The sequence below is a fragment of the Staphylococcus sp. CoH_129_LAB_1 genome (assembly GCF_058191515.1).
Genome location: NZ_JBXWKZ010000012.1, coordinates 53,538 through 60,433, shown reverse-complemented (window position 1 = coordinate 60,433; position 6,896 = coordinate 53,538). Strand labels below are relative to the sequence as shown.

At 29.8% G+C, this 6,896-nt stretch carries 8 protein-coding genes and 2 tRNA genes; all 10 read right to left on the bottom strand.

What is annotated here, in order from left to right:
* Nucleotides 1-96 precede the first annotated feature (96 nt).
* Nucleotides 97-170: transfer RNA gene (locus AC2FB1_RS05405), tRNA-Gly, on the bottom strand.
* A gap of 21 nt (nucleotides 171-191) precedes the next feature.
* Nucleotides 192-274 (bottom strand) — tRNA-Leu (locus AC2FB1_RS05400).
* 283 nt (nucleotides 275-557) lie between these two features.
* Nucleotides 558-1,010, bottom strand: coding sequence for a SprT family protein (locus tag AC2FB1_RS05395; RefSeq protein ID WP_490674261.1), 453 nt, complete (start codon nucleotides 1,008-1,010; stop codon nucleotides 558-560).
* The gene (locus AC2FB1_RS05390) at nucleotides 1,003-3,150 is read right to left on the bottom strand and encodes a Tex family protein (protein ID WP_490674260.1); all 2,148 of its coding nucleotides are present in this window, start codon (nucleotides 3,148-3,150) and stop codon (nucleotides 1,003-1,005) included. The genes AC2FB1_RS05395 and AC2FB1_RS05390 overlap by 8 nt, the downstream gene beginning before the upstream one ends.
* Before the next feature lie 126 nt (nucleotides 3,151-3,276).
* Nucleotides 3,277-4,047 carry an RNA polymerase sigma factor SigB gene (gene sigB, locus AC2FB1_RS05385; protein WP_490674259.1) on the bottom strand — a complete coding sequence of 257 codons (771 nt, stop codon included), beginning with the start codon at nucleotides 4,045-4,047 and terminating at the stop codon, nucleotides 3,277-3,279.
* On the bottom strand, nucleotides 4,022-4,474 hold the full coding sequence (gene rsbW, locus AC2FB1_RS05380; RefSeq protein WP_049335593.1) for an anti-sigma B factor RsbW: 453 nt from the start codon (nucleotides 4,472-4,474) through the stop codon (nucleotides 4,022-4,024). The genes sigB and rsbW overlap by 26 nt, the downstream gene beginning before the upstream one ends.
* 28 nt (nucleotides 4,475-4,502) lie before the next feature.
* Nucleotides 4,503-4,829, bottom strand: a complete 327-nt coding sequence (locus AC2FB1_RS05375) for an anti-sigma factor antagonist (protein ID WP_490674258.1) — start codon at nucleotides 4,827-4,829, stop codon at nucleotides 4,503-4,505.
* An 85-nt stretch (nucleotides 4,830-4,914) separates the two neighbouring features.
* Entirely contained in the window at nucleotides 4,915-5,916 is a 1,002-nt protein-coding gene (locus AC2FB1_RS05370) for a SpoIIE family protein phosphatase (RefSeq protein ID WP_490674257.1), read from the bottom strand.
* Between the two features lie 369 nt (nucleotides 5,917-6,285).
* Nucleotides 6,286-6,648 (bottom strand): type II toxin-antitoxin system PemK/MazF family toxin, encoded by a 363-nt coding sequence (locus tag AC2FB1_RS05365; protein ID WP_490674256.1) that lies wholly within the window; start codon nucleotides 6,646-6,648, stop codon nucleotides 6,286-6,288.
* Nucleotides 6,645-6,815: a type II toxin-antitoxin system antitoxin MazE gene (mazE, locus tag AC2FB1_RS05360; protein WP_368863466.1), complete on the bottom strand. Its 171-nt coding sequence runs from the start codon at nucleotides 6,813-6,815 to the stop codon at nucleotides 6,645-6,647. The genes AC2FB1_RS05365 and mazE overlap by 4 nt, the downstream gene beginning before the upstream one ends.
* Between the last annotated feature and the right edge of the window lie 81 nt (nucleotides 6,816-6,896).

Below are 6,896 nucleotides of genomic sequence, written 5' to 3'. Positions count from 1 at the left end.
AATAGTGTTTGTAACATTTAAGTTACTTTATTGGAATTAACGTTGACATATTGTCATTCAGTTTTCAATGTTCATTTAAATCTATTAAATCTATAATGGAGCGGGTGATGGGAATCGAACCCACAACATCAGCTTGGAAGGCTGAGGTTTTGCCATTAAACTACACCCGCAGTGTATAATAATTGATTTGATGCGGCCGAGAGGACTTGAACCTCCACGGGATTTCTCCCACTAGGCCCTCAACCTAGCGCGTCTGCCATTCCGCCACGACCGCTGGCAAAACGCAATAACTTTTATTATCGAGAACATTATTTATTGTAAATGATTTGTAATAAAAAGTCAATAATTTTTTAATAATATTTTAAATAAATTTACTATCTTTTAATGTTTACGTCATTTATAAATGCAACGATAACTATATTACATACATTTCTTGTATATGTCAATAGTTTTTATTAAAAAAATTAAAAACCTACAATACTATAGACTGTAGGTTTTTAACGTCACTTTGTTATATTAGATTTAGTAATGTATTGCAATTTATATTTTTAACGTATTTATAAATCCATCTTTAATTCAAGTTTACTTCCACATTTACCACATCTCATCGTATTAATATTCACTTTTCTAATTCTTAAATACGTTGTCTTACATTTACAGCATTGATATATATAATTAGCTCTTTCTTCATAGCTTTGAATCGGCTGACAGAATCTTGGTGCTTGAACCTTATTACTTAATATTTTAAAGTCACGATCTTTATGTTGATAGCCTTTTCCCAATAAGTGTAAATGATAATGACATAGTTCGTGCTTTATAATATCAACTAAAGCATCTTTTCCAAAATTAGAAAATTGTTTTGGATTAATCTCAATATGATGCGTAGATAGTATATATCTACCACCTGTTGTCCGTAATCGAGAATTAAAATAAGCTTCATGTTTAAAAGGTAGTTTAAAATATTCAAGTGAAATGGTTTCTACTAGTTTTTGAAGCATATCATTATTCATTAGGATTAATCATAGTCAATGATACTTTTTCTTTATTTTTATCAATATTTAAAATCCAAACATCAACTATATCTCCTACACTAATGATATCCATAGGATTTTTAACGTATTTTTTTGATAGTTTTGAAATATGAACTAACCCATCTTGTTTAACACCTATATCTACAAATGCTCCGAAATCTACTACATTTCTAACCGTTCCACTTAATTTCATTCCTTCAACTAAGTCTTCAATTGACAATACATCAGATTTTAATTGAGGTGTTTCATAGCTATCACGTGGATCACGATTCGGCGCTTTAAGGGATTTTATAATATCTTCTAGTGTTAGTATGCCTATCCCAATTTCCTTTGCTTTTTCTTCAATATTAATATTATTAAGTGTTTGTTTAAGTTTATCTGAACCTAAGTCATTAATTGATAGTTGTAAACTTTCTAAAAGCTGATAAGTTGCTTGATAACTTTCTGGATGTATAGATGTATTATCTAATGGCTCTTTACCATTAACGATTCTTAAAAATCCAATACTTTGTTCAAAAGTTTTACTACCTAAACGTTTTACTTTGCTTATCTCAGAATGATGTTTTATGGCTCCATTGTTTTCTCGATAATCAATAATGTTTTGAGCAATAGTACTTGATAATCCAGAAACATATTGCAGTAAAGATTTGGAAGCTATATTCACATCTACACCTACTTGGTTAACTGCTGTTTCTACAACAAATGTTAGAGCTTGTTCAAGTTCTTTTTGGTTTACATCATGTTGATATTGTCCTACTCCAATAGATTTAGGATCAATTTTTACTAATTCACTAAGTGGATCTTGCACACGTCTACCTATAGATACTGCACTACGTTCTTCAACTTGAAATTCCGGAAATTCATTTCTTGCTATTTCAGAAGCAGAATATACAGAAGCCCCCGCTTCATTGACGATAATGAATTGAATATTTAGTTGATATTTTTTTATGACACTTGCAACAAATTGTTCTGTTTCACGACTTGCTGTACCATTACCAATTGCAATTAATTCAACACTATATTCAGTTATCATTCTAACTAATTCTTTTTCTGCTAATTCTATTTTTGACTTTGGAGGATGAGGATATATGACACTTTTAGCAATAAACGTTCCAAAAGGATTTATGACAGCTAATTTGCATCCAGTTCTAAATGCCGGATCGACACCTAAAATTTGTTTACCTTTCATAGGAGGTTGCAATAATAAATGTTTTAAATTTTCACTAAACACTTCTATAGCTTGATTCTCTGACCTTTCAGTTAAATCATTACGAATTTCTCTTTCAATTGAAGGCATAATTAAACGTTTTAAACTGTCTTTAATTGCAGGTTCAATATATTCAACTAGTTGATATGCTTTTTTTACTTCTTTCGATTGTATGAATGTTTCTATTGAAGTAGTGTCGAATTCAATTTTAATTGATAATACTTTTTCTTTCTCTCCACGATTCATTGCTAAAATTCGATGATTAGCTATTTTTTTTATAGGCTCTGAATAATCGTAATACATACTAAATATCTCTTTTTCATCATTTGCTTGTTTTTTCTTCTTTGTTACAATATTTCCTTGACGATAAACATCTTTAAGTAAACGTTGTCGATACTTAGGATTATCTGAAATATGTTCAGCAATAATATCTTGAGCACCTTGAATTGCCTCGGCTACTGTTTTAACTTCATCACTTAGATATTTTTTTGCTTCTTCATTCACATCATTATTTTGTCCTTTTATTAAGAAACGAGCGAATGGTTCTAATCCTTTTCGTTTTGCTTCAGTTGCTCTCGTTTTCTTTTTTTGTTTAAAAGGACGATATAAATCTTCAACCCTTTGTAATTTTGTTTGCTGAAGAATATCTTTTTTTAATTCGTCAGTAAGTAAACCTTGTTGCTCAATATTATGTATAACTTCTTCTTTACGTTTTTGAAGATGCGCTGCATATTGATATTCATCAGATATCTGTTTAATTTGAACTTCATCTAAACCGCCAGTTGCTTCTTTTCTATATCTTGCTATAAACGGTACTGTGTTATTTTCGTCTAATAAATTTAATACAGCTATGACTTGTTTCTCTAAAAATTGATATTTTTTTACAATATCTTTAATTAATATTTTTTCCACGTTATAACCACACTTTTTTAATAAATTCTTTTTAATTTTAACATATCTTTATTTTTACAATACATGTTCTAATAATAAAAGGAGCGACATAGAATTCAATATGAACTCATTGTTCGCTCCTTAATTTTATTGCTTGGCAGCTTGTTGTAGTTTTCGTATTGCTGTTCGTTGTAATCTAGAGACATGCATTTGACTAAGTCCAATACGTTCACCAGTTTCCTTTTGACTTAATCCTTCAATAAACGTACATTGAATAATTTCTCTTTCTCTGTCAGATAAGATAGGTAAAATGCGTTCAAGTATCATTCTTTTTTCAGTAAGATCGTAGTTGTCATCTTGCTGTCCCATAATATCTAGCAATGTTACTGTTGAGCCATCTTTATCTGCTTCAATTGAATGATCCACACTTAGTGCATTATAACTTTGACCCATTTCCATTGCTTCTAATACTTCTTCTTCACTTACTTCTAAACGATTCGCAATCTCCAAAATTGAAGGAGAACGGCCAAGTTCATTCGTAAGTTCATCGCCCACTTTTTTTATCCTCGGGCCAATTTCTTTAATTCTTCTAGGAACATGAACGCTCCACGTTTTATCTCTTAGATATCTTTTAATCTCACCAATAACAGTTGGCACTAAGAATGCTTCAAATTTGCGATCGAAAGATATATCAAATCTGTTAATAGCACCTATTAAACCAACCATACCCACTTGAACTAAATCTTCATGATGTGATTGTCCTTTTGAATATTTATATGCTAAAGACTCAATTAGTTTACGATAATGTTTGACTAGTTTGTCTTGCGCATGAGGATTTATATTGTCTTGGTGTTCTTTAATCCATTGGTTAATTTGTTCAGGTGATATTTCATTAACTGATTTCGACTCTTTCGTCATTATTTGGCACCTGCTCTTTTTTTATATACTTAATCATACTGATTGTTACACCAGACTCTTTTGAAACTTTTACTTCATCCATTAATGATTCAATTAAAAATAGTCCTAAACCACCTTCACGTAAGAAATCGATATTTTCGTTTTCTTGATAAGGTCCTAATTTCGATTTTGTAGATTCATAATCAAAACTTTCACCTTGATCTGAAATAATAATTTTAATTTTATCATCGAATAATTCAAAACAAATATTAATCATACCATTTTGTTCACTATGTTTATATGCATGTTTTACTGCATTTGTTACTGCTTCACTTACTGCTATTTTTGAATCCTCAATATCATCGTATGAAGCTCCTGCTCTTGTAAAGACTCCTGACAATGTTAGACGGATTAAACTTACATATTCTGCTGAGGCAGGCAACTTCATTTCAATATAATCATTTTTGAGTGACAAGTTACTCTACCTCCGTTCCTTCATTAACATGCATTAAATCTTTTAAACCAGTAATATCAAATAATCTACTAATTCTATCTGTTACACCTAAAATATATAATTCTTTATCATTTTGATTTAAAGCTTTTAATGTACCTACGAATAAACCTAACCCTGTTGAGTCCATATAACTTACATTTGCTAAATTCACATGAATGTCATGAGTTCCTTCTTGGCGCATAGGCACAAGTACTTCTTCTAACTCAGGCACTGTATATACGTCTAATTCTCCACCAACAATAACTTCATAATAATCATCATGGGTTATCGTTTCTACATTAAGATTCATTTAATTACACTCCTAATCTTTTTCAATATGTATACTATAGCAACTATACCCATTATAATTATAATATAATCAAAATATTAAATAATTAATTCACTCTTTTTATTATTAAAATTGTCATGTCATCTCTTTTTTGAGTATTTTGTATTTTCAAAATAGCTTCATATAAGATTTGAACAATATCTTGGGGGTGCATGTGTTTATATTTTCTAATCAAATTTAAAATAGTATCTTTTGCGATAAATTCTCCTTCTTTATTTCTAGCTTCTGTTACACCATCAGTTAAAATAATAATTAAATCATCTAAATAAATTGGAATTTCTTGTTGGCTATAACGTGTATGTTGACTAACACCTAGCACTCTTCCTCGAACTTCAATTTCTTCAAATGTTTCGGTTTCAGCTCTATAAATATATCCAGGTTCATGACCAGCTGAACTACAATACAGTAAGTGATTCATTTCTTCATATAATCCATAAAACATCGTAACAAACATATTTTGATTAACATTTTTTTCTACTACACGATTAAGTCGCTTTAAACCATCACTTGGTAATTGTGAATGTCCATAAGAGTCCATTCCAAATTTAATCATACTCATCGCTAATGCAGCTGGAATCCCTTTTCCAATAACATCTGCCACAGCAAAACTCATGGTACCATCTTTATGATCAATTAAATTAAAATAATCTCCGCTTACTTTCTGAGCAGCTACTGAAATAACACCTATTTGTATACTGTCAAATTGTGGAATATCTGTTTTTAACATCGTTTGTTGAAGTCTAGAAGCTAAGTCAATTTCTTTATCGTGGAATTGCATTTTATCAACTAAATTTTGATAATCTCTATAGCTATATCCAAAACCTTTTACTACTTCTTTTAGTACATCCAATGTATCTATAATTTGAGTTTTGTTTAAATTTAGAGAAGTAATATACGTTTTATGTAAATCAACAATATCCTCTGGTAGAATATCCTTTTTAATTACTTCTTCAGTGAATTCGTCACACTTCTTTAAAAATTGTTCTCTATTTTTAGTAACTAAGCTCTCATCTATAAGTTGCTTATAGTTTTTTTTAAATTCTTCCACGAATCTTTGCCTCCTTACTTCATAGCTGATTAAACATTTTTCTAATATTGTCTGACAATCCAATATTTTAATAATTTATATTAATACGAAATAAATATTATTCTAAAATAACTGTTCTACTTAAAAAGGGAGCGAGACAGCATTTTTTGTAAATACACTGTCTCACCCCCGCAAGGTTAATTGAAATTGAAAACTTGATTTAAACATTTTCAATACAGTTAACTGCTGCGACATCTCTAAATAGTCATAAACTTACTCAATCGTATTACTGTGTCTAACTAAATTTAATCTAATTAAAATCATTTAAAAGTACAATTGATTTATTTTAAAAGTTTATTTTGTATTTTTTTGATTTATACATATAAAACACTAATTTTTTTGAGAACGAACATCGTGTAAGCCTAAACTGATATCCAATGCATCGTCAACTTCTTTCATTTTATCTTCTGATAAATATGTAACTTTCTCTTTCAATCTTTTTTTATCTAATGTTCGTATTTGTTCGAGAAGAATAACTGAATCTTTATCTAAACGATATTTTTTCTTTTCTATTTCTACATGTGTTGGTATTTTCGCTTTATTAATCCTACCAGTAATCGCAGCTACGATTACTGTAGGACTATATTTATTACCAGTATCATTTTGAATGATAACTACGGGTCTTACTCCCCCTTGTTCAGACCCTTGAACTGGTGATAAATCAGCTAAATATACATCGCCTCTTCTAATCATTCACTTTTATAATTAGATGTAAGATATGATTCGTTACAATCACAAGCTTCACATTCTAATGGAAATGCTTCAGTTGCTAGGGAGAGGTTTAAATCGGCCATTTGGACATAGCCCTCTTTTAATGATTGTTCAAGACTGTAGCTTCTATTCTGATTAAAAGTTAACATACACTGAACCTCCAATTGATACAAATAAGACATTATAAACTTTAATTTAATTTTATAATAACAAATTTTGTAACAAGTGAC

Excerpts from the sequence above, each read along its gene's own strand:
- sigB (WP_490674259.1), bottom strand. The coding sequence starts at position 4,047 with ATGACGAAAGAGTCGAAATCAGTTAATGAAATATCACCTGAACAAATT.
- AC2FB1_RS05395 (WP_490674261.1), bottom strand. The coding sequence starts at position 1,010 with ATGAATAATGATATGCTTCAAAAACTAGTAGAAACCATTTCACTTGAA.
- mazE (WP_368863466.1), bottom strand. The coding sequence starts at position 6,815 with ATGTTAACTTTTAATCAGAATAGAAGCTACAGTCTTGAACAATCATTA.
- AC2FB1_RS05365 (WP_490674256.1), bottom strand. The coding sequence starts at position 6,648 with ATGATTAGAAGAGGCGATGTATATTTAGCTGATTTATCACCAGTTCAA.
- AC2FB1_RS05375 (WP_490674258.1), bottom strand. The coding sequence starts at position 4,829 with ATGAATCTTAATGTAGAAACGATAACCCATGATGATTATTATGAAGTT.
- rsbW (WP_049335593.1), bottom strand. The coding sequence starts at position 4,474 with ATGAAGTTGCCTGCCTCAGCAGAATATGTAAGTTTAATCCGTCTAACA.